The 21,809-nt window shown below is 68.1% G+C and carries 24 protein-coding genes; 11 read left to right on the forward strand and 13 right to left on the reverse strand.

The genetic code is table 11. The features are described from left to right. Positions 1–2: 2 nt before the first annotated feature. The 6 genes from IE302_RS22730 to IE302_RS22755 form a co-directional block, all read right to left on the reverse strand. Complete coding sequence (locus IE302_RS22730; protein ID WP_191256511.1) at positions 3–626, reverse strand: heme-binding beta-barrel domain-containing protein; 624 nt, start codon at positions 624–626, stop codon at positions 3–5. A gap of 237 nt (positions 627–863) precedes the next feature. Then, positions 864–1,172 (reverse strand): DUF1416 domain-containing protein, encoded by a 309-nt coding sequence (locus tag IE302_RS22735; protein WP_167406447.1) that lies wholly within the window; start codon positions 1,170–1,172, stop codon positions 864–866. Beyond that, positions 1,172–2,008: a sulfurtransferase gene (locus IE302_RS22740; protein WP_191256512.1), complete on the reverse strand. Its 837-nt coding sequence runs from the start codon at positions 2,006–2,008 to the stop codon at positions 1,172–1,174. The genes IE302_RS22735 and IE302_RS22740 overlap by 1 nt, the downstream gene beginning before the upstream one ends. A 21-nt stretch (positions 2,009–2,029) precedes the next feature. Next, entirely contained in the window at positions 2,030–2,464 is a 435-nt protein-coding gene (locus tag IE302_RS22745; RefSeq protein ID WP_191256513.1) for a DUF4395 domain-containing protein, read from the reverse strand. Between the two features lie 232 nt (positions 2,465–2,696). Then, complete coding sequence (locus IE302_RS22750; RefSeq protein ID WP_191256514.1) at positions 2,697–3,119, reverse strand: TlpA family protein disulfide reductase; 423 nt, start codon at positions 3,117–3,119, stop codon at positions 2,697–2,699. 20 nt (positions 3,120–3,139) lie between these two features. Then, positions 3,140–4,036, reverse strand: a complete 897-nt coding sequence (locus tag IE302_RS22755) for an LmeA family phospholipid-binding protein (protein ID WP_191256515.1) — start codon at positions 4,034–4,036, stop codon at positions 3,140–3,142. Positions 4,037–4,179: 143 nt separating this feature from the next. Between IE302_RS22755 and IE302_RS22760 the strand changes: the two genes are divergently transcribed. From IE302_RS22760 to pstB, 6 genes are all read left to right on the forward strand, one after another. Then, on the forward strand, positions 4,180–4,932 hold the full coding sequence (locus IE302_RS22760; protein WP_191256516.1) for a winged helix-turn-helix transcriptional regulator: 753 nt from the start codon (positions 4,180–4,182) through the stop codon (positions 4,930–4,932). Between the two features lie 66 nt (positions 4,933–4,998). Continuing rightward, positions 4,999–5,874, forward strand: a complete 876-nt coding sequence (gene mshD, locus IE302_RS22765; protein WP_191256517.1) for a mycothiol synthase — start codon at positions 4,999–5,001, stop codon at positions 5,872–5,874. A gap of 229 nt (positions 5,875–6,103) precedes the next feature. Then, positions 6,104–7,231 (forward strand): phosphate ABC transporter substrate-binding protein PstS, encoded by a 1,128-nt coding sequence (gene pstS / locus IE302_RS22770; RefSeq protein WP_191256518.1) that lies wholly within the window; start codon positions 6,104–6,106, stop codon positions 7,229–7,231. 209 nt (positions 7,232–7,440) lie between these two features. Further along, positions 7,441–8,358 carry a phosphate ABC transporter permease subunit PstC gene (gene pstC, locus IE302_RS22775; protein WP_093939131.1) on the forward strand — a complete coding sequence of 306 codons (918 nt, stop codon included), beginning with the start codon at positions 7,441–7,443 and terminating at the stop codon, positions 8,356–8,358. 2 nt (positions 8,359–8,360) lie between these two features. Continuing rightward, entirely contained in the window at positions 8,361–9,278 is a 918-nt protein-coding gene (pstA, locus tag IE302_RS22780; RefSeq protein WP_005152680.1) for a phosphate ABC transporter permease PstA, read from the forward strand. Between the two features lie 10 nt (positions 9,279–9,288). Beyond that, positions 9,289–10,065 carry a phosphate ABC transporter ATP-binding protein PstB gene (gene pstB, locus IE302_RS22785; protein WP_005152681.1) on the forward strand — a complete coding sequence of 259 codons (777 nt, stop codon included), beginning with the start codon at positions 9,289–9,291 and terminating at the stop codon, positions 10,063–10,065. Positions 10,066–10,342: 277 nt separating this feature from the next. Here the strand turns inward: pstB and phoU are convergent, their stop codons facing one another. The 5 genes from phoU to IE302_RS22810 all read right to left on the reverse strand — a co-directional run bounded on the left by phoU (position 10,343) and on the right by IE302_RS22810 (position 15,615). Further along, positions 10,343–11,005: a phosphate signaling complex protein PhoU gene (gene phoU / locus IE302_RS22790; protein WP_191256519.1), complete on the reverse strand. Its 663-nt coding sequence runs from the start codon at positions 11,003–11,005 to the stop codon at positions 10,343–10,345. A gap of 92 nt (positions 11,006–11,097) precedes the next feature. Next, positions 11,098–12,513 carry an LCP family protein gene (locus IE302_RS22795; RefSeq protein ID WP_191256916.1) on the reverse strand — a complete coding sequence of 472 codons (1,416 nt, stop codon included), beginning with the start codon at positions 12,511–12,513 and terminating at the stop codon, positions 11,098–11,100. 804 nt (positions 12,514–13,317) lie between these two features. Continuing rightward, positions 13,318–14,046, reverse strand: a complete 729-nt coding sequence (locus IE302_RS22800; protein ID WP_191256520.1) for a GGDEF domain-containing protein — start codon at positions 14,044–14,046, stop codon at positions 13,318–13,320. A gap of 65 nt (positions 14,047–14,111) precedes the next feature. Beyond that, positions 14,112–14,723: an isopentenyl-diphosphate Delta-isomerase gene (gene idi / locus IE302_RS22805; RefSeq protein WP_191256521.1), complete on the reverse strand. Its 612-nt coding sequence runs from the start codon at positions 14,721–14,723 to the stop codon at positions 14,112–14,114. A gap of 58 nt (positions 14,724–14,781) precedes the next feature. Next, positions 14,782–15,615 (reverse strand): alpha/beta fold hydrolase, encoded by an 834-nt coding sequence (locus IE302_RS22810; protein ID WP_191256522.1) that lies wholly within the window; start codon positions 15,613–15,615, stop codon positions 14,782–14,784. A 123-nt stretch (positions 15,616–15,738) separates the two neighbouring features. On the opposite strand from IE302_RS22810, the gene IE302_RS22815 reads away from it, so the two are divergent. Then, entirely contained in the window at positions 15,739–16,023 is a 285-nt protein-coding gene (locus IE302_RS22815; RefSeq protein ID WP_191256523.1) for a hypothetical protein, read from the forward strand. A 54-nt stretch (positions 16,024–16,077) separates the two neighbouring features. Here the strand turns inward: IE302_RS22815 and dusB are convergent, their stop codons facing one another. Next, positions 16,078–17,223, reverse strand: a complete 1,146-nt coding sequence (gene dusB, locus IE302_RS22820) for a tRNA dihydrouridine synthase DusB (RefSeq protein WP_191256524.1) — start codon at positions 17,221–17,223, stop codon at positions 16,078–16,080. 315 nt (positions 17,224–17,538) lie between these two features. Between dusB and IE302_RS22825 the strand changes: the two genes are divergently transcribed. The 4 genes from IE302_RS22825 (at position 17,539) to IE302_RS22840 (ending at position 21,199) form a co-directional block, all read left to right on the forward strand. Further along, a complete protein-coding gene (locus tag IE302_RS22825; RefSeq protein WP_191256525.1) occupies positions 17,539–17,784 on the forward strand; it encodes a hypothetical protein in 246 nt (81 codons plus the stop codon). A 183-nt stretch (positions 17,785–17,967) separates the two neighbouring features. Further along, a complete protein-coding gene (gene uppS / locus IE302_RS22830; protein WP_191256526.1) occupies positions 17,968–18,726 on the forward strand; it encodes a polyprenyl diphosphate synthase in 759 nt (252 codons plus the stop codon). Between the two features lie 72 nt (positions 18,727–18,798). Next, complete coding sequence (locus IE302_RS22835; protein ID WP_191256527.1) at positions 18,799–20,754, forward strand: DUF2339 domain-containing protein; 1,956 nt, start codon at positions 18,799–18,801, stop codon at positions 20,752–20,754. A 43-nt stretch (positions 20,755–20,797) separates the two neighbouring features. After that, positions 20,798–21,199 (forward strand): TIGR03667 family PPOX class F420-dependent oxidoreductase, encoded by a 402-nt coding sequence (locus tag IE302_RS22840; RefSeq protein WP_191256528.1) that lies wholly within the window; start codon positions 20,798–20,800, stop codon positions 21,197–21,199. A gap of 7 nt (positions 21,200–21,206) precedes the next feature. On the opposite strand, the gene IE302_RS22845 is transcribed toward IE302_RS22840, so the two are convergent. Further along, positions 21,207–21,758: a superoxide dismutase family protein gene (locus IE302_RS22845; protein WP_191256529.1), complete on the reverse strand. Its 552-nt coding sequence runs from the start codon at positions 21,756–21,758 to the stop codon at positions 21,207–21,209. Positions 21,759–21,809: the final 51 nt, after the last annotated feature.

The raw sequence follows: 21,809 nt of genomic DNA on the forward strand, positions 1-21,809 counted from the left end.
GGTCAGCCCACCACGCGACGCAGCAGCGCCGACGTGTGCGGCTGCAGTTCCTGGCCCATCATGGCGCGCTCCTCGACGTAGCCGAGTTCGCCGTTGACGATGCCGTAGAGCCGCTGCGAGGCCGTGACGTCCTTGGCCGTCGAAGTCCGGACGACGGCGTCGGTGCCCAGCTCCCAGGCCGGGACCGAGGCCTTGCCGCGAGGCTTGCCGTAGAAGAGTTCCACGATGCCGGTGTTGTGGGTCAGCAGCAGCTCGATCGTGTCGTCGGCCTGCGGGCGCCAGAACCCGGATTCGCGCGCGGCGGGACGGATGACCTTGCCGTCTTCGTCGAGCAGCCAGGCGCGCGCCTCGTGCGTGAGGAAGGGACGGCCGTCGTGCGCGATGGTCAGCTGCATGCCGAACCGGTACGGGCCGTCGATGGTCGGGTAGTCGACCTCGCCTTCGCCGCGCCACACGCCGACGAGCGGCAGCAACGCCAGGCAGGCGTCATTGAGGTTCGGACCCTCGCGCAGGTTCGCCGTGTCGCCCGGAACGGGCATGTCGTCGAACTGCGGAAGGTTCCGGTCGCGCGTGCTCTCCGCGCGCTTTTCCGCGGCCTGGATGGCCTCGTCGCCACTAGCCGTCATGGGTCAGCGCTGGTCCGCGTAAAGCCGGTAGACGACGTACACGGCGAACCACGTGATCGCGACGCCCGCGAGCACCAGCAGGGTCGTAAACAGGATCTCCACGACACGCACTTTAGTCGCTGCCTGCCCGGACGGGCCTGCTGAGGGTCCGTGGCAGTGCCCACAACCTGCCCGACGCGCGTGAAGGCCCCCTTCCCTCGGCTCAGCCGAGGGAAGGGGGCCTTCACGCGCGAAACGTCAGGCGACCGAAATCGCGAGCTGGTGGACGCCGGGGCCCTGAGCGGTGACCGAAGCTTCACCGTTGCCGGAGCGGTGCAACGCGCGCACCGTCCAGTCGCCGGGAGCCGCGTAGAAGCGGAAGTCGCCGTCCGCCGACGAGACGACCTCGCCGGTGAAGTCGCCGCCGCCGTCCAGCAACCGGACGAAGGCGCCGCCGACGGGTCCTTCCGCGCCGGTCACCTTGCCTGCCAGCACGACCTGGCCGCGGGTGTCGTAGTCGGCGGGCGTGGCCTCCTGGACCGGCGCGCCGCAGCTGTCGTCTGCCATCACTTAGCTCCCAACTCGACCGGCACGCCGACGAGCGAGCCGTATTCCGTCCATGAACCGTCGTAGTTCTTCACGGCGTCGTAGCCGAGGAGCTCGTGCAGCGCGAACCACGCGATGGACGAACGCTCCCCGATCCGGCAGTACGCGATCGTGGACTTCGACTCGTCGAGGCCCTCGTCGGAGTACAGCTCCTTGATCTCGTCCTCGGTCTTGAAGGTGCCGTCCTCGTTGGCGACCTTCGCCCACGGGACGTTCAGCGCGCCGGGGATGTGGCCCGGGACCTGCGACTGCTCCTGCGGCAGGTGCGCCGGGGCGAGCAGCTTGCCGGAGAACTCGTCGGGCGAACGCACGTCGACGAAGTTGCTGCCGCCGATGGCCTGGACGACCTCGTCGCGGAACGCGCGGATCGACAGGTCCTGCTCCTTGGCCTTGTACGTGGTGGCCTCGCGCTTGACCTCTTCCGAGTTCAGCTCGCGCCCGTCGAGCTCCCACTTCTTGCGGCCGCCGTCGAGCAGCTGCACGTTCTCGTGGCCGTAGAGCTTGAAGTACCAGTACGCGTACGCGGCGAACCAGTTGTTGTTGCCGCCGTAGAGGACGACGCGGTCGTCATTGGAGACGCCCTTCTCCGAGAGCAGCTTCTCGAAGCCCTCCTTGTCGACGAAGTCGCGGCGGACCCCGTCCTGCAGGTCCTTGCGCCAGTCGAACTTCACCGCACCGCGGATGTGTCCGTTGTCGTACGCGGTCGTGTCCTCGTCGACCTCGATGAACACGACACCCGGGGTGTCCAGGTTCTCCTCGGCCCACTGGGTGGTGACCAGGACGTCTTCACGGCTCATGGAGCTGACTCTCTTTCTGGGTTAGGACGCGCGAGGGCTGGGGCTGAAACGCTTGATGAGCAGGTACATCTCGCAACCGAGACAGAAGTTGAACGCCGCGTTGAGGAAGGCCGCGAACAGCGCGAACGCCGTCGCGACGTACCCCAGCACGGTCAGATCGGCGGCGAAGCCGACGGTGCCGATGACGGCGAACACGAAGCCGACGGCCTGCGCGAACCGCAGCGGGGCGGCGTCCTCGCGTTCGGTCGTCGGGCCGAGCCGGGGCGCGACCAGGGCGCGATAGACGATCGAGTACGGCGCCGGCTTCAGTCCGACGAAGGCACCGATCGCGAACACCACCGCCTGCGCCGCGAGCAGTGGCCACCACTGGGTGATGAGCACGATCGCGAGCACGACCGTCGTCAGGATGGCGGCGAAACGCGGACCACGGGGGTCGACGGCCGGTCCTGCGGACATGGTTCCTCCTGCGAACGAGAGGGAAAGAGGTGCGTGCCGGTCAGAGCACGCGGCGACGGCTTCGAAGGCGCGATCAGCAGGCCGGACACAGGCTGCTGCGAACGCGGCACAGATCCACTGCGCGGCGCTGGGTCAGCAAGATTCGGGGCCTGTTCACGGGCACGAGGGTACGCAGAGCTCCCTCAGGTTGGGAACCGTGTTCACACCTTGGGACGCTTCCCAGAATTCGGGATCAGGCGTTCGTCAGATGGGGCTTCAGGGCTTCGAGAAGTTCCTGACCTCGGGGAACGCCGCCGACGCGGAAGACCTCCCGGCCGTCCGGGGTCAAGGCCAGCGTCGTCGGAGTCCGCAATACCGAAAGCGCCTGGGCGACTTCGGGGGTCTCGGTGACGTCCAGATCGACGTGCGTGAGGCCGTCGGTCTTCTCCGCGAGCGCCGACAGGATCACGCGGGTGTGGCGGCACGGCGCGCAGAACGTGGTGGAGATCTGGACCAGGGTGACGCCTTCGGGAGCGAGGCGGGCGGAGACGCGCTCCGGCAGTTCGGTCACGTCAGAAGCCTTCGCGGCCCTGATGCGGCCGTTGCGCGCCTGAAGCAGCGCGCCCGCCACCCCGCCGAGCACCAAGACACCCAGCAGCACCCACACCCCGGTCATTCGCGATCACCTCTGTGTCGTCAACCCTGCGGCTGCGCTCCGCTGAAGGCGACGTTCTTGCCTTCGCCCTTGATGGTCACCGAACCGCTGTTCACGCGCACCGACGTCGGGGTCACCGAGAACGGCATCGCGCCGGTGTCGATGGTCGCGTTGAAGTTCGGCAGCAGCGCGTCCTGCACCGCCTGGGGAACGACGGTGGTCTCCTTGTCATTCCCGAACTGGAGCCGCTTCGGTTCGAGACGGATCTTCTGCCCGTCCAGTTCGATCATCGCGAAGCAGAAGATCTCCACCTTCTGCCCGGCGATCTGCACGTTGCCCGAAACCCGGATCCCGGCGCTGGCGGTGTCCACCGGCTCGCCGTTCTCGTTGGTCGTGGTCGTGGGCTTCGTCTCGCCCTGACCGCTGTCGCCGTTGCGGACGTAGTCCTCGGTGACCGGCTCGATCTTCAGGTTCTCGATCTTGTTCAGCGGCGCCTGCCGCGCGATGTCGGCGGCCTTGATGATCACCTCGCCCTTGAGCGTGCCGATGGTGATCGCCTTGGTGTTGCCGGACGTCAGGTCCGACAGCGGCGCCGTGACGTCGCTCATGTCGGCGTTGAAGTCGACGTCCTTCAGCTTCGGCGGAACGGCGACGCCTTGGGCGTTGATGGTGATGTGACTGTAGTCACCGGAGAGGGCCTGGGTGAGGAACGGGAAACCGTGCACCGTGACCGCCGGATCGTTCGCCAGCTTCAGCTGTTCGCGGGTCTTCTGAGAGATCGTGTGCTCGGCGAACGCCGCCGCCCCGAAATCGGCTCCGACCAGCAGCACCAGCAGCACCGCGAGGGCGATCAGCCAGCCCCGGCCACGCCGCTTCGGTCGCTTGGCGGACCGGCCGGGAGACGGTCGGTCGTCACGCGCCACGGGCCTGCTCACCATCGCTTCGAATCTCCTTCGTAAACCTCTTTGGCCAGGTGTGATCGATCCAGCACGGGGTAGGTCCTCGGCTGTTCACCCGCTATTCTCACTAAGCACCGGCTGTAGCCACGTATACGGCGACTACGAGTTAGGGCGGTGCGGCGATGAGCCTGGACCTTCTGGTGTTGACTGCGGAACCCGACGCGACCGCGGTGCTGCCCGCCCTCGATCTGCTGCCCCACACCGTACGCGTACGCGCTCCGGAAGTGACCGCGCTCCTCGACGCCGGCCACCGCGACGTCATCGTCCTCGACGCCCGCGCCGATCTCGCCTCCGCGAAGAGCCTCTGCCGCCTGCTCAAGGGCGCCGGTGAGGACGAGGCCTCCACGCCGGTCATCGCCGTCGTCGGCGAAGGCGGGCTGGTCGCGGTCAGCGCGGAATGGCGCACCGACGACATCCTGCTCCCGACCGCCGGTCCCGCCGAGGTCGACGCCCGGCTGCGGCTGGTCACCACCCGCGACGGCGGCGCCGCGCAGGTCGACGCCGAACTCCGGGTCGGCGAGCTGGTCATCGACGAGGCGACCTACACCGCGAAGCTCCGCAAGCGCACCCTCGAACTCACCTACAAGGAGTTCGAGCTCCTCAAGTACCTCGCGCAGCACGCCGGCCGGGTGTTCACCCGCGCCCAGCTGCTCCAGGAGGTCTGGGGTTACGACTTCTTCGGCGGCACGCGCACGGTCGACGTCCACGTCCGGCGCCTGCGCGCCAAGCTGGGACCGGAGCACGAGCAGATGATCGGGACCGTGCGCAACGTCGGCTACAAGTTCGAGCGGCCGTCCAAGGGCGCGGCGGCCAAGCAGCAGGCCATCGCCCCGGACGCGAGCGTCTACGAGCCGAACGAACTTTCCGCGCACTGAATCCCTTCCCTTCCTGTCTGACAAGACGTCCGGGCGCCCTCCTGGTTCCCCGGTAGGGTCGGTTTCATGCTTGATCTGGCTTGGACCGGTGAACCGGAAACGGAAGAGATCCACGACTTCCTCCTCGCCGTGCGCGAGGCCGACGGACGCCCGGAGGACACCGGTTTCGCCGGTGGACAGCACCTTCTGGGGCACGTCGACGGTGAACTGGTCGTGTACGCCCACCTGGACACCGAAGGCGACTCGCACGGCAACCAGGTCGCCGAACTGTTCGTCCATCCCGCGCACCGCCGGTCCGGTCACGGCCGGGCGGCCACCAGAGCGCTCGTCGAGCACGTCGCCGGGAAGCCGCTGCGCGTCTGGGCGCACGGCGACCACCCCGCCGCCGTCCACATCGCCGGGACCGAGGGCTTCAAGCGCGCCCGCGAACTGCTGATCCTGCACGCCGACGCGGAAGCCGCGGACTGGCCGGAACCGGTGACGCGCGAAGGCGTCACGCTGCGCACGTTCGTCCCCGGTCAGGACGAGGAGGCGATGATCCGCGTCAACGCGCGCGCCTTCGACTGGCACCCCGAGCAGGGCGCACTGACCGCCGACGAGGTCCGGGCGACCGAGAAAGAAGCCTGGTTCGACCCCGAGGGCTTCTTCCTCGCGGAAGAGGACGGGAAGGTCATCGGCTTCCACTGGACGAAGGTCCACGAGGCGGTCCCCGGCCGCTTCGGCGGCGAGCCCGCCGGTGAGGTCTACGTCGTCGGAATCGACCCGGACGCGCAGGGCGGCGGCCTCGGGAAGGCGCTCACCCTCGCCGGTCTTCGGTACCTCCGCGACCGCGGGCTGGGGCAAGTGATCTTGTACGTCGAAGGCGACAACGCCCCGGCGCTCGCGGTCTATTCGAAGCTGGGCTTCACCCGATACGAGGTCGACGTCCAATACGCTCGGTAACCGCGTTCACACGTGCGGCACTTGACCGGTCACGGAGAGCAGACGCGCAGGTCACGGCCGGGACACGGCCCACTTTCGGAGTAGTCGCGCTGCTCACATCGGCCGCCTTGTTCACTTGCCGTTCACCCTTAGACGGTCGCCTGTCCACTGTCGGTGCTTAATGTCCGGGTCCGGAAGGAACGCTCCCGTTCCACCGATCCGGCGAAAGTCTCCCAGTGGAGGAAATGCAGTGAAGATCATGCGGCCCGCGGGCGCGATCGGCATCGTGGCCACCGCCGCCCTCGTGCTCGGCGCCTGTGGATCCGACCCGGCGGCGACCAAGCCCGGCAGCACGGGCGCCGCTTCCGCGCCCAGCGGCACGGCCGGCGTCGAATGCGGCGGCAAGAACCCGCTTTCGGCCGAGGGCTCGTCCGCGCAGAAGACCGCGGTCGACATCTTCGTGCAGCAGTACGCCGCCAAGTGCTCCGGCCAGAAGGTGAACTACAACCCGAGCGGTTCCGGCGCGGGCATCAAGCAGTTCAACGCGAACCAGGTCGACTTCGCCGGTTCGGACTCGCCCCTCAAGGACGGCGAGGAGGCCGACAAGGCCAAGGCCCGGTGCGCCTCGGACGCGTGGAACCTGCCGCTCGTCATCGGCCCGGTCGCCGTCGCGTACAAGGTCTCCGGTGTCGACAAGCTGACCCTGACCCCCGAGGTCACCGCCAAGATCTTCAACGGTGGCATCACCAAGTGGAACGACCCGGCCATCAAGGCGGTCAAGGGCAACGAGAGCGTGAACCTGCCGGACAAGCCGATCCAGGTCATCTCGCGCTCTGACGAGTCGGGCACCACCGACAACTTCCAGAAGTACCTGAAGGCCGCTTCGAAGGGCGCCTGGACCCAGGGCGACGGCAAGAAGTTCGCCGGTGGCGTCGGTAACGGTGCCGAGAAGTCCAACGGTGTGGCCAGCGCGGTCAAGGCCACCGACGGCGCGATCACCTACGTCGAGTCCGCGTTCGCGAAGGACGGCATCAACGCCGCCCTGATCGACAGCGGCTCCGGCGGTGTCGAGCTCACCGCGGCGAACGTCGCCAAGGCCCTCGACGCGGCGAAGTTCAAGAAGGAAGGCACCAACGACCTCGCGCTGGACCTGAACGCGATCTACTCCAGCAACGTCGCCGGTACCTACCCGATCATCCTCGCCACCTACGAGATCGTCTGCTCCAAGTACGCCGACGCCGAGGTCGCCAAGGCCGTCAAGGCGTTCCTGAACGTCGCCGCCACCGACGGTCAGAAGCCGCTCTCGGACAAGGGCTACGTGCCGATCCCGCAGAGCCTGCAGGACAAGGTCCTGACCGCCGTCAAGGCCATCGCCTGACCCTGTTGCCGATCTTCAGCTCGATCAGTAAACAGGCTGGACAGAAGTAGTCGATGAGCGATTCGTCTTCGCCCAGAACGCCCACCGGCGACCCCGGTGGGCGTTCTGGCGTCCGCGAGACCTTCACGGAGGACCCGATTTCGGAGCAACCTGCCGCGTCACCGCCCGAGAAGTCCTCGGTGCCACTCGCGAGCCCCCAATCCCGGACGGTGCGGCCCGGTGACCGCATCTTCCAGTTCCTGACCACCGGAGCCGGCGTCTTCGTCGTCTCGCTGATCGGCCTGATCGGGCTGTTCCTGCTGGTGCAGGCCATTCCGGCGCTCCAGGCCGACAACGTGAACTTCCTGACCAGCCAGGTCTGGCAGACCGATCCGAACGACATGAAGTTCGGCATCATGGGCCTGCTGCTGGTCACCGTCTACTCCGCGCTGCTGGCGCTGATCATCGCGATGCCGATCTCGCTCGGGATCGCCCTCTTCCTCACCCAGTACGCGCCCAAGCGGCTGGCGCGGCCGTTCGCCTACGTGATCGACCTGCTCGCCGCGGTGCCCTCGATCATCTACGGCCTGTGGGGCCTGATGGTCTTCGCGCCGACGATCGAGCCGTTCTCCCAATGGGTCAACGACACCTTCTCGTGGATCCCGCTCTTCGCGGCGGGCAACGTCTCGCCGGACCTGCGCGGCACGATCTTCACCGCGGGCATCGTGCTCGCCGTGATGATCCTGCCGATCATCACCTCGCTGTCGCGCGAGGTGTTCGAGCGGACACCGACCCCGCACATCGAAGGCGCGCTGGCGCTGGGCGCCACCCGCTGGGAGGTCATCCGCACCACGGTCCTGCCGTTCGGCAAGGCCGGCTACATCGGCGCCTCGATGCTCGGTCTCGGCCGCGCGCTCGGCGAGACGATCGCGCTCGCGATCATCCTGACCGGCGCGGTGGGCCGCGAGTTCACCTGGAGTCTCTTCGACGGTGGCGCCACCTTCGCCTCGAAGATCGCGGCGGACTACGCGGAACTCAACAACGAGATCTCGGCGGGCGCGTACATCGCGGCCGGCCTCGTGCTGTTCCTGCTGACGTTCATCGTCAACTTCGCCGCGCGATCCATCATCGCCAAGAAGGGGGACTGAGCATGTCCACCACGCTCGAAAAGACCCCCGCCACCACCCCCGCCTTCCAGCAGGTCAGCCTGGCGCGGAAGGCCAAGAACGGCATCGCCACCGTCCTGATCTGGCTGTCGTTCCTGATCGCAGTCGTGCCGCTGGTGTGGCTGCTCGCCACGGTGGTCATCAACGGCGTCAAGCGGATCCCCTACAGCAACTGGTGGACCGAGGACTTCGGCTCGGTGCTGTCGGACGAGGTCGGCGGCGGCGTGCTGCACGCCGTCATCGGTTCGGTGCTGCAGGGCCTGGTCTGCGCGATCATCGCGGTCCCGATCGGCATGCTGGTCGCGATCTACCTGGTCGAATACGGCCGCGGCAAGCTCGCGAAGGTCACGACGTTCATGGTGGACATCCTCTCCGGCGTCCCCTCGATCGTCGCGGCGCTGTTCATCTACGCGCTGTGGATCACGACCTTCGGCCTCCCGCGCAGCGGTTTCGCCGTGTCGCTCGCGCTGGTGCTGCTGATGATCCCGGTGGTCGTGCGCTCCTCGGAGGAGATGCTGCGGATCGTCCCGGACGACCTGCGCGAAGCCTCCTACGCGCTCGGCGTGCCGAAGTGGAAGACGATCATGAAGATCGTCCTGCCGACCGCGCTGTCCGGCATCATCGGCGGCATCATGATGGCGCTCGCCCGGGTCATGGGCGAGACCGCGCCGCTGCTGGTCCTCGTGGGTTACTCCGCCTACGTGAACTGGGACATCTTCGGTGGCGAACAGGCCGCGCTGCCGCTTCTGATGAACAACGAACGGGTCAGCAACCCGTTCGACGAAGGTACCGTCGCGTTCGACCGGATCTGGGGTGCGGCACTCACCCTGGTGCTGATCATCGCGATCGTGAACCTCCTCGCCATGCTCTTTGCCCGTCTTGTCGCCCCGAAGAAGAAGTGAGCTGTTTGAGATGGCCAAACGAATCGACGTCAAAGACGTGGACATCTACTACGGCAAATTCCACGCCGTGGACGGCGTCACCCTCTCGGTGCCGCCGCGGAACGTCACCGCGTTCATCGGCCCGTCGGGCTGCGGCAAGTCGACGGTGCTGCGCACGCTGAACCGCATGCACGAGGTCATCCCCGGCGCCCGCGTCGAGGGTGAGGTGCTGCTCGACGGCGAGGACATCTACGGCGCCGGGGTCGACCCGGTGCAGGTCCGCCGCACGATCGGCATGGTGTTCCAGCGGCCCAACCCGTTCCCGACGATGTCGATCCGCGACAACGTCGTGGCCGGCCTGCGGCTCGGCGGCACCAAGGGCAAGAAGGAGCTCGACGAGGTCGCCGAGCGGGCCCTGCGCGGTGCGAATCTGTGGAACGAGGTCAAGGACCGGCTGAACAAGCCCGGCGGTGGCCTCTCCGGTGGTCAGCAGCAGCGGCTCTGCATCGCGCGGGCGATCGCCGTGCGGCCGGACGTGCTGCTGATGGACGAACCGTGCTCCGCGCTCGACCCGATCTCGACCCTCGCCATCGAGGACCTGATCGGTGAGCTCAAGAAGGAGTACACGATCGTCATCGTGACGCACAACATGCAGCAGGCGGCGCGCGTCTCGGACCAGACCGCGTTCTTCAACCTGGCGGGCGTCGGCCAGCCGGGTCGCCTGGTGGAGCTGAACGACACCGAGAAGATCTTCTCGAACCCGGACGAAAAGGCCACGGAGGACTACATCTCCGGCCGGTTCGGATAGTCCCTATCGCGCGTGAAGGCCCCCTTCCCTCGGCTGATCATCTAGAACGAGAGCCGGGGGAAGGGGGCCTTCGCGGGCAAAAAACGGTGCGGGGCCTTCGCGGCAAAAACCGGTGCGGGGCCTTCGCGGCAAAAACCAGTGCGGAGCCTGCGCGGCAAAAACCGGTGTGGGGCCTTCGCGCGCTCGGCCCCTGAACGCAATTAGTCCTCTGGATGCGGTAGTTGCACGCGCAAGTACCGCATTCAGAGGACTGAATGCGAGAAGTTACAGCGCTCGATTAAACGTCTTCAGTTCCGTAGCCGGGCATCTTGCCGGTCACCACGAAGATCATCCGGCGCGCGACCGAGACGGCGTGGTCGGCGAAGCGCTCGTAGAAGCGGCCCAGCAGGGTGACGTCCACGGCCGCGGCGACGCCGTGGTCCCAGTCCCGGTCCATGATGACCGTGAACAGGTGCTTGTGGATCTCGTCGACCTCGTCGTCGTCCGACTCGATCGTGCGAGCGGCCTCGACGTCCTTGGACTTGATGACCTGCTCGGCCTGCCGGGCCAGTTTGACGGCCACCTCGCCCATCTTGGCGAAGTCGCCCCGCACGGCCTCGGGGAGCACGGGGTCGGGGTGACGGCGGCGCGCGGCCTTGGCCACGTGCAGCGCCAGATCGCCCATCCGCTCCAGGCTTTCCGCCGCGTGGATCGCGGCGAGGACGGTCCGCAGGTCGGTCGCGACGGGTGCCTGCAGGGCCAGCAGCGCGTACGCCTGCTCCTCGCATTCGGCGCGCGCGTCGTCGACCTTCGCGTCGTCGCTGATGACCTGCTCGGCGAGTCCGAGATCGACCTCGAGCAACGCCCGGGTCGCCCGCTCCATCGCGTCGGCGACCTGGAGCGACATGCTCGCTAGGTTCTCGGCGAGCTGTTCGAGTTCGACATGGTAAGCCTCACGCATGGCCCAACCCTACGGGGAAGAGGGGCCAAAAGCCGCATCCCAGAGTGAACCTGACGTGAACCCGGACTAACGAATGATCTCTCGGCGGATCTTCAGCCTGAGCTGCTGCTCTTCTTGGCGCCGCCGGACTTGGCGGAGCTGGTCGGAGTGGCCGCCGTGTCGCTCGCCGGAGGCGCCGGTGCCTTCTCTTCCAGCGGAGTGTTGTTGATCAGCGCCTGGAAGAGCGTCTTCGACTTGCTCTGCAACAGCACCTCGTTGCCGCGCTTGTTCGCCTCTTCGGTGGTGGGCACGGTGAGGAACTTGACCTTCTCCGAGCCCATCCCCTTCATCGACTTCGCCAGCGTCATCATCTGCTTGATGCCGAGGTTCTCGCCGAAGGTCGCCTTGGCGAACGCGTCGATGAAACCGCTGAGCTTGCCGGTGTCCAGGATGACGTCCTTCGACATCACCGTCTTCAGCAGCGCGCCGAGGAAGGCCTGCTGCCGCTTGATCCGGCCGTAGTCCGAGGTCGGGTCGCCCTTGACGTGCCGCGCCCGGACGTAGTTCAGCGCCTGGTCGCCGGAGATCCGCACCTCGCCCGCCTGCGGGATGACCATGCCGAGCGTGGTGTCGTCGATCGGCGTCTCGTTGTACACGGTGACGCCCTGCACGGCGTCGACCATGGATTTGAAGCCGTTGAAGTCGATCCCGACGAAGTGGTTCATCTTCATGCCGGTGATCTGCTGGATGACCTTCGTGACGCACTGCGGGCCACCGACCGCGTAGGCGGTGTTCAGCTTCGCGATCTTCTGCGCCGGCGAGACCTGGTCCGAGTACGACGACGTCGCCGGGTCCCACCGCTTGCACTCGGGGCGGCTGATTTCGAGGTCGCGGGGGAAGGACACCATGACGACGCGCTGCCGGTCGGCGGGGACGTGCGCGATCATGACGGTGTCCGAACGGGCGCCCGGGGTGCCGTCCGCGTCGCCGACGCCGTCCTCGGCGGACGCACCGTCACGGGTGTCGGAGCCGACCATCAGGAAGTTCTCGTCGCCGGTCTGGCCCGCGGCGTCCTGGATGTCGGCCGAGTCCTCGTCGAGCGAGGCGACGGTGTTGAACTTCGCGTCGAACCAGGTCTGGGCACCCCACGCCGTGCCGATGGAGAGGAACACGAGGACGGCGACCACGGCGGCCGCGATCCGGCCCGCCTTCGCCGCCTGCCTGGTCTTGCGTTCCTTCTTCTCCTGCAGGCGAGTCTGCGGGGAGGCTTCCCCGTCCGCTTCCTGCGACTGCGGGGAAGGCTCGGAATCGGTGGTGGTGACCACCCGCTGCAGCGCCGTGCGGGTCTGCTCCAGCAACGCGGCGGGCCGGGAGGCGAGCCGTTCGCGGCGCTCGCGCTTCTTGGCCTCTTCGGCTTCGAGTTCGTCGTGCGCGGCGGAGAACCGGGCGAGCGTGTGGTCGATCTTGCGCTTGGTGATCGTCGCGTCGTCGATCGCTTCGAGCTCGTCGGTCATCGTCAGCCGGTCCATCTCGGACCGCGGCGGGACACCGGGCGACAGCGAGGGCGACGGCGGGACCGGGGACTGCTGGACCGGCCGCTGAGCGGGGCGGCGGGGACGGCGCGGCGGCGCCGGGGCCGCGGGCTGCTGCTGCGCGCCCGGATTCACCACCGGCGGGCGGCGTTGCGTCGGGGCCTCGGGGGTGGGCGCGGCCTGCACCGAGCGGCGCGGCTGGCGTGCGCGAGGCGGACGCGGGGCGTCGGCCGGCGGCGGGACCGGAGCCTGCGGCGCGGCGGGACCGGCCGCACGGGGCGCGGGCGGCGGGTTGTCGGCGGGGGCGGGCGGACGAGCCCGGCGAGGGGCCGGCGGCTCCGTCCGGTTCGCGCGCGGGCCGGGTCTCGGAGGCTCGGGCGTCGGCTCACCCTGCCGGAGGCGGCGTGGAGCGGGCGCCTCCGCGGCGGGGTCGAAGACCGGGCGCTCGCCCGTATGACGTGCGACGACGTCGGAAACGCTGATCCCGCCGTGCGTGTCCATGGAGCGGCGCCGGCTCCGGCGGCCGCGCTCACCGGCACTTCTGTCGGTGTGGCTGTGGCGACCGGTCCCCGGGGTGTGGTGCTCGTCGGGCACTCGGTCTCCTTTCACAACTGGCGTCGAAGCTCTTTCGTTATCGTACGGACACCTCAGGTTCGTGACGACAACCATCCCGGAATTTTCTTCACCCAAGGTACCGACAAGCGCCGAACGGTCCATGCGATCGGGTGAGCGGTCCCGGTTAAGGCTGCGTTAAAAGGTGAGAAACCGTCACGCAGAGTGTGACGTCGACCGAGTGAGTGGCTATGTGCCCGTGGACTCGGCGGCGTTCATCGACTGAGGAATCATCCGTGATGATTCTTTATCCTGATATGCCACTTTGTTCCGGCCCGCCCGTTTCGCCATATACAACAAAGCGTCGGCATGGCGCAACTGCCGTTCCGGTTCCACTGTGTGACCCGGTTCCGTACGGCCCTCGTGCGCGAGTCCTACGCTGATCGTCACCGAAAGGCCGGGCCGGATCCGAGGCCACGGATGGCGGGCCACCCGGATGCGGGCGGTGTCGGCGATCCGCACCGCGCGGGCGGCGTCGACGTCCGGGATGACCAGCGCGAACTCCTCGCCGCCGTAGCGGGCGCAGAACGCTTCCGGCGGAAGTCCTTGCTGCAGCAGGTCGGCCACTTCGCGCAGCACCCGATCCCCGACCAGATGCCCGAAAGTGTCGTTGACGTCCTTGAACAGGTCGAGGTCGACCAGCGCGATCGCGATCCCGGGCGGGCCGCGGTGGTCGACGGCCGGGCCGTGCAGCCACTGGTCGAGGTAGCGGCGGTTGTAGCTGGACGTCAGCGTGTCCCGCAGGCTGCCGGCGCGGACGAGGTCGAAGGCGGATTTGAGGTGGTGGTAGGCGCGCCGCCAGTCACCTTGGGTGGCGAGCACCCCGGCGATCGACTCGTGCAGGCTGAGCAGATCGGTGGCCGGCGCGCTCGGTGGGAGCGCGGCCTCGTCGTCGGCTACCACGCTCACCTCCGCCACGAATTGGTTTTCGTCGTATAGGAGGCGCGTCTTGAGGTATCGGTACGGGCCAAAGTGAATATCGCTCAAGTGGACGACGGTTCCGCGCCATTGTCACGGACCGAAGTGCCGTTCTGTAAGGACGAAAACGGCTCGAAGTCTTTGAGCTGCGAAAACTGATCCTTCGCCCAGTAACTCACGTCAGTCACATCGTCATTCAGCAACAGTGCGTAATCATTCCAGCTCACCCATCGCCAGTCGCCGACCTCGTCCGGATGCGGGGCCGGATCGTCGTCGACCCAGGCGACGAAGACCGGGCAGAACTCGTTCTCGATCACGCCTTCGAACGGCGGCGTGCTGTACCGGTACGCCGGGAGGACGCAGCGGAGGCCGTCCAACCGGGGTAAGCCGAGTTCGAAGGCGGCCCGGCGCCGGACGGCCTCCTCGATCGGTTCATCCGGTGCGGGGTGCCCGCAGACACTGTTGGTCCAGACCCGGGGCCACACCTTCTTCGACGCGGCGCGGCTGGTGATCAGCAGGGCCTGGTCGCTGCTGCGCAACAGATAGCAGGAGAACGCCAGGTGCAGGCGGGTGTTCTCGTGGTGCGCGGCCAGTTTGGGCGCGGTTTCGCCGGTCGGCTCGCCGTCTTCGGTCACGTAGACGATGCGTTCGGTGTCGAGTGCGGTCGTGTCGTTCACCGGACCCACTGAACCAGCAGGCTGTCTGTAACCGGTACCGCGACCAGAGTTACCCCTGTTAGTGGGACGAAAGGTGCTCCACGAGCAAAGAAGTGACGGCCTCGGGAGCCTCTTCCACCACCCAGTGGGAGACGTCCTCGATCATCTCGAAGCGGTACGGGCCGGTGACGCGGTTCGCGGTGTCGAGCGCGGCCGTCGAACCGAAGGCGGCGTCCTCGGTGCTCCAGATGTAGAGCGTCGGGACCTCGATCTGTCCGATCTTCCCGCCGGGACGGCCGGCGCGGTACCAGTTGAGCGCGGCGGTCAGCGCGCCCGGTTCGGACAGGCGCTGGACGTACTCCTCGACCTTGCTCGGCGGCACCTTCCAGTCGAAGATGCGGCGCAGCGCGTCGGCGTCGTTCTCGAGCATCCGCCGTTCGGTGACGCGGGTCTGGCGCCATTCGGTCATGTACGCCGAGCGGAGGTGCTGGTCCTCGTCGGTCTTCATGGCTTCGGCCAGCGCGGCCGGGTGCGGCGTCGAAACGACGGCGAGACTGCGGAGCCTGCCGGGATGCGCGTCGGCCGTCCACCACGCGACGGCGCCGCCCCAATCGTGGCCGACGAGGTCGAATTCGTTCCACCCCAAACGATCCGCGATCGCGAGGACGTCGCCGACGAGGTCGTCGATCCCGTACTCGGACGCCTGTTCCGGCCGGACGCCCGGCGAGTAGCCGCGCTGATCCGGTGCCACCGCGCGATATCCGAGCACGCCGAGCGTCGCGACCTGGTGCTCCCATTCCACCGCGGCCTCGGGAAACCCGTGCAGCAGCAGGACGGGACGGCCGTCTTCGGGACCCGCCGCGATGGCGTCGAAGGAACCGGCCGCGGTGGGGATGCTCAGCTGCTCGATCACGACGCCGACTCTACGGGCAGCCGGGTTCGGCCGGACGGCAAGGGATTGACGGCGAGTGTCCGATTCGCATCTAATGAGCGCCGCGGCCGATCTTCGGCCGCACTGGGGAAACTGGGGTAATACATGTCGAACAGCTGGAAGCGCCGGCTCGCCGCCGGCGCCGCTTCCGTCGCGCTCGCGGGCGGAATCGCCGTCACGGCCGCGAATGTCGCGGCGGCCGAAGAGACTCCGGTCTCGGTCGCCGGGGTCTGTGACGGCAACCCGGGGTGTCAGCTCGGGCCGTTCCCGACGCTGGCCAGTTGCCAGATCGAGCAGAGCAACATGGCCCGGTACTACACGATCACCATGCGGTGTTTCGAGGTCGACCACGACCAGTGGAAGTTCGCCTACAAGACCAGGGGCACCTGAGTCGTGAACTGAAAACGCTCCCGCCGGTCCGGACCGGCGGGAGCGTTTTTCGTTTCAGCCCCCCGAGTGCATGTCCTCGGTTTCGGGGACGCAGTCGTCGTCCGGATCGTCGAGCCAGCCGTGCGGCAGTGTGACCTTGCCCGGCGAACCCTGGCGCCCGCGCGGGCCGGTGGCCGCGCTGGGGAACGGGGCGTCGTGGTCGAGCTGGGCGATGAGGTCGTCGAGCTGGTCCATGCTCGACAGCATCGCGAAGCCGCGACGCAGTTCGGAGCCGACCGGGAAACCCATGAAGTACCAGGCCATGTGCTTGCGGATGTCGCGCATGGCCTTGTCGTGACCGTCGTGCTCGACGAGCAGTTCGGTGTGGCGGCGCAGCACCTTCGCGACCTCGCCGAGGTTCGGCGGGATGGGCTGCGGGCGCCCGGCGAAAGCGGCCTCCAGCTCGCCGAACAGCCACGGCCTGCCCAGGCAGCCACGTCCGACCACGACCCCGTCGCAGCCTGTCTCGTCGACCATGCGCAGCGCGTCCTCGGCGGAGAAGATGTCGCCGTTGCCGAGCACCGGGATGGCGGTGACGGCTTCCTTGAGGGCCGCGATCTTCGTCCAGTCGGCCTGGCCGGAGTAGCGCTGCGCGGCGGTGCGCGCGTGCAGGCTGACCGCCGCCGCGCCCTCGGCCTCGGCGATGCGCCCGGCGTCGAGGTACGTCAGGTGGTCGTCGTCGATGCCCACGCGGAACTTGACCGTGAACGGCACCCCCGCCTCGGCCGCGGCCTTCGCCGACTCGCGCACGATGTCGGCGAACAGCTTGCGCTTGAACGGCAGCGCCGCGCCGCCGCCCTTGCGCGTCACCTTCGCCACCGGGCAGCCGAAGTTGCTGTCGATGTGGTCGGCGAGCCCCTCGCCGGTGATGATGCGGACGGCCTCGGCCATCGTCTTCGGGTCGACCCCGTAAAGCTGCATGGACCTGGGCTTTTCGTTCTCGCCGAAGGTCATCATGTGCATCGTGCCGGGGTGCCGCTCGACCACCGCGCGGGCGGTGATCATCTCGCAGACGTAGATGCCCGCGCCGTACTCCTGGCACAGCTGCCGGAAGGCGACGTTGGTGATGCCCGCCATCGGAGCGAGCACGACCGGGGGATCGACCTCGTAGGGGCCGATCTTCAGGCTGGGCTTGCTCAGGGTGGCAGTCACGTCCTCCATTGTCGCCTGTGGTGTCTGTCACTCGCAGGTGGGCCGGTCTCCGTTGCCCGTGACGGGATCGCGAGGGGCGGTGCCCACCGTTTGATCGATGGAGAGACTCGTGATGCCCGGGCCTTCGCTTCGCGGCGTGACCGTGTGGATTTTGGTGCGTTGGACGCACCGAAATCCACACAGTGGCCACGGTTCATTCGATCCATCGCCGTATTGCGGCGATGGATCGCCGATTTCACTCGACGAGAGGGTCGGAACCGCGATGTTGCGAAGGGGGTTCGGACCGTACCGATCGGGTAGGGACTGGATGCTTAGGCTCGGCGGATGTCCGTGCTGCAGGCCTTCGCAGACGAGTCGTTCAGAGAGGACGACCACGGTGGCTTCTACGTGCTCGCAGCCGCGATCCTCCCCGTCGAGCGACATGCCGAACTACGTGAGGATGACGAGCCGCTGTTGTGGATTCCCGACATCGTCGCTGGGGCCGTCCGCGCTCGACGTCAGGGATTCCGCGACTACACCGACCATCTGGCCGAATGTGTGATTGAGCTACAGGTCGACACCCGTGCCTGATCACGGAGACGCGTAAGGCCAGGGTCCCGGTATTCCCCGGGTGCACCGGGCCTTGCGACTCGTGAGGCACCCACGGCGCCGCACTCTGTGTCATCGAAATCGCTTTCGGCGACGGGTCGAGGATAGCTCATGAGCGCATATGAGCGCACATCGTCCGTCCCCGATTTCGGTAGCTTCGCTTCCATGAGCGTCCGGACCAGACTCGACGACCTCTACGCGCGACGCCTCCGCGCGGGCCTCCGCCGAGGCCCGTTGCCGAGGCATATCGGCGTGATCATCGACGGTAATCGCCGCTGGGCCCGGCAGATGGGGTTCGAGGACGTCCGCGAGGGGCATCGGCACGGCGCACAGCACATCGCGCGGTTGATGTCGTGGTGCGAGGGCCTCGGCATCGGGCACGTGACGGTGTACCTCGCTTCGGTCGACAACCTGACGAAGCGCGCGTCGCCGGAGATGGCCTTCTTGATGCGGGTGATCGAGGACGTCGTCCGCGATCGGCTCACCGCGCCGGGCGCGAACTGGCGCGTCGCGCCGGTGGGGCGGCTCGACATGCTGCCGTCGTCCACGGCGGAGGTGCTGAAACGGGCCGAAGAAGACACTCGCGGTGCGACGGGGCCTGAGCTGACCCTCGCCATCGGGTACGGGAGCCGCGAGGAGATCGTCGACGCCGTCCGCGATCTCGTGCTCGAAGGCGCGGCGGACGGCAAGTCCCTCGCCGAGATCGCCGAAACGGTTTCCGTGGACGCTCTCGCCTCGCAGCTGTACACGGCGGGCACTCCCGAGCCGGAGCTGATCATCCGGACCAGTGGCGAGGTCCGGCTGTCCGGCTTCCTGCTGTGGCAGGCCAAGGATTCCCAGCTGTACTTCTGTGACGCCAACTGGCCGGGTTTCCGCTACGTCGACCTCTTGCGGGCGCTCCGGGTGTGGGCTCGATCGCGATGATCTTGCAGGTCGCGACCACATCGTCACCTCGATTGAGTAGTGCTACGGATCCATCCGCGGGCCTCTAGCCGCATGCTGGTCGCCATGACCACCGATGGGGATGTGCTCCTCAGGCTCGCCGGGGAGATCGACGACCTTGGGGCCCGCCTCGCGCGGGTCGGTACCGAGCTGCGGACCGTCCGGTCCGAAGCGGAGCCGAAGCCCGAAGAGGCGCCTGAGCAGGCGCCGCAGGAGCAGCCCGCCGCACAGCAGACGGAGCCGCCCGCCGCGCGGCAGGCAGAACAGCCTCAGGAGCCACACCAGGCCCCGCCGCAGCAGCCTCAGCCGGCGCCGCAACCGCAGGTCCCGCCCCAGCAGCAGCCGCGGTACTTCACGCATCCGCAGCAGGCCCAGTACCAGCAAGCCCAGTACCAGCAGGCCCAGTACGCGCAGTGGCAGCAGCAATACCGTCAGCAGTACCAGCAGCAGCCGTATCGCCAGCACTACCAGCCTGCCCCGAAGGTCACGCTCGCCGAGAAGCTGAGCAAGGAAGGCGCCGGAAGCCGGTTGCTGGCCTGGGTCGGCGGAGCGGTGACGCTGCTCGGCGTCGTGCTGTTCCTGGTGCTCGCCATCCAGCGCGGCTGGTTCGGCCCGCTGCCCCGGGTGATCGGCGGCGCCGTCCTCGGGGCCGCCCTGGTCGGGATCGGCCTGAGGCTGCACCGCAACCCGGCGGGCCGCACGGGCGCGTTCGCGCTCGCCGCGACCGGGATCGGGGCGCTGTACCTCGACGCCATCGCGGCGACGACGATGTACGAGTACCTCCCGGCCTACGCCGGTCTCGCGCTCGGTCTCCTGATCGCGGTCGGCGGGTTGCTGCTGGCCGTGCGGTGGAAGTCGTCGCTGCTCGCGGCGGCCGTCGTGCTCGGCTGCGTGGTCTGCGCGCCGATCATCACGCAGGGTTTCACCCCCGAACTGGTCGCGTTCCTGCTGGTGGTCCAGCTCGCTTCGACGCCGGTGCAGCTGCGCCAGTCGTGGCCGTCGGTCGCGGTCGCGGCCGGGATCCCGCCGCTGGTCGCGTCGGTCTTCAGCACGGCGTTCACCGGTTTCGGCGGCAGCCCGGCCAACACCGCCGCCGCGCTGGCCGCGGGTGGCGCCGGGCTCGTGCTCGCCCTGATCGTCACCCTCAAACGGTCCGGTGACGCCGCCGCGCTCGCCCTGCTCGCCGTCGCCCCGGCGCCGTCGTTGCTCGCCGCGCTGTTCCTGCCGAAGACCCCGGCCGTGCTGGTCACCGCGTCGGTCGCGCTGGTGCTGCTCGGGGTGTGGGCGGCCGGGCAGTGGCTCGACGGCTGGACGGGCGACCTCGCGGGCGCCGCGGGTCTCCTCGCGGCCCTGCAGACGACGATGACGCTCTTCGACGGCAGTGCCCGTTCGGCGATCCTGATCGGCGAAGGTGTCTTGCTCGCCCTGGTCGCGCTGTGGACGAAGAAGCACGTGGCGCTCGCCGGCGGGGTGGTCTTCGCCGTGATCGGCGGCCTGATCGCGCTGGCCTTCGACGTCCCGCCGACGCTCTTCTTCCTGATCCGGAACCGGCCGGACGCCGACCTCGCCGCCGCGTTGCTGGTGGCCGTCGCGATCCTGGCCGTCGCGATCACGCTTCCGTGGGTCGCGCACCGGCTCGGGATGTTCAAGGCCCCGTCGGAGAACGTGGTGCCGTGGCTCTTCGCCGGGGTCGTCGCGCTCTACGGCGCCGGCGCGATGGTCCTGTGCGGCGCGCTGCTCGCCGTCCCCGGCCGCTCGGGCTTCCTGCTCGGCCACGTGGTGATCACGGTGTCGTGGACGGTCGCCGCGCTGGTGCTGCTCATCCGCGGCATCTCGGTGGTCGGCCTGCGGGTGATCGGCCTGGTGCTGGTCGGCGCGGCGGTGCTGAAGCTGGTCCTGTTCGACCTCTCCGCGCTCGACGGCCTGGCCAGGGTCGCCGCGTTCCTCCTCGCCGGCCTGGTGCTGCTCGGCGCCGGGACCCGCTACGCGAAACTCGTCGCGTCTCGCTGAGCGGACACGGAAGAAAAGCCGCCGGGTCGTGGTTGGTCGGTTCATGACCTACCAACCCGACCCGCGGCTCGCCGACCGGGCGAAGGAGAACGTCGCCTGGCTGACCACGATCAGCCCGAAGGGCCGTCCTTCGCCCCGTCCGGTGTGGTTCGTGCTCGACGGCGAGGATTTCATCATCTTCAGCCAGCCGGACACGGCGAAGACGCGGCACATCGAAGCCAACCCCGAGGTCAGCCTCCACTTCAACAGCGACGAGCACGGCGGCTCGATCCTGGTGATCGGCGGCAAGGCCGAGATCCTGCCGGACGGTCTCGCGTCGGAGCAGCCGGGCTTCCTCGCCAAGTACGAGAAGCATTACCCGGCGATCGATTACGACGTCCCGAAATTCGACAGCGAGTACCGCGTCCGGATCAGGATCCGGCCCGAACGCACCTGGGGCTTCTAGGAAACGGCTAGAAGCCGACCGTCACGCAGGCCAGCCGGGCCCCCGCGGTCCCGGCGTGGCCGGGGTCGGTGTGCGTATGCGTTTCGTGGATCACGATCGAATTCGCCCGCCGCTCGCCGAACGTCCAGTCCACTTTGGACACAGCGGCGCCGCGTCCGGTGGCGTCGGTGGTGAGGTCGAGCCAGATCTCGTTCCGGGGATTGGCGTAGGCCGGGTCCACCGACGGCTTCACCGGGTCTTCGACGTTCTGGTAGTGCGGGCCGGCGAGATCACCGGTGGCACCACACGGTTTCGTGTGCGCGTGGGCGCCGTATTCGCGGTTCGGCAGCAGACCGGTCACGAGAACCGCGGTCGACGTGCCGAAAGCCTTGGAGGTCAAGCCGAACACGTGCGCGCGGGAGCCGGGCGGGGCCAGATCCGGCCGGTAGATGGTGAGACCGCTCTTGGCGGTGATGACGTGAACCCGGGAGCCGGGGGTGGCGGTGGCCGCGGTGGCGCCGGAGGTGAGCGCCAGAGCGGCGGCGGACAGGGCAAGGACGACTACGGGGACGGGGCGCATGCCCCTTGCCTAGTCCGCACGAAACGGACACGCCAGACAGGTCACTCGGTC

It is taken from the genome of Amycolatopsis oliviviridis (genome assembly GCF_014654365.1).
GTDB lineage: Bacteria > Actinomycetota > Actinomycetes > Mycobacteriales > Pseudonocardiaceae > Amycolatopsis > Amycolatopsis oliviviridis.